Below are 209 nucleotides of genomic sequence, written 5' to 3' on the forward strand. Positions count from 1 at the left end.
AGCGACCCTGCGGTGTTGGTTTTTGATGAGCAAGGGCAGTTTGTGAACCCCCTGCTATCTGGGCACGAAGGCGGTGCCAACGAGTTGGCTAGACAAGTCACCCAGTTGTTACAAAATCAATTAGTGTTAAACACAGCTAATAGCTACTTAAAACCTAAATATGTTGTTGGTATGTGCTGTGAGCGCCATTGCCCTGAGGCAGTTTTACA

The 209-nt window shown here is 46.9% G+C and carries 1 pseudogene; it reads left to right on the forward strand.

The annotated features are described in order from the left end of the window. A pseudogene (locus V6256_RS16195) lies at positions 1-209 on the forward strand (cobalamin biosynthesis protein CbiG); the annotation flags it as partial.

The sequence above is a fragment of the Psychromonas aquatilis genome (genome assembly GCF_038155185.1).
In the GTDB taxonomy this organism is placed as follows: Bacteria; Pseudomonadota; Gammaproteobacteria; order Enterobacterales; family Psychromonadaceae; genus Psychromonas; species Psychromonas aquatilis.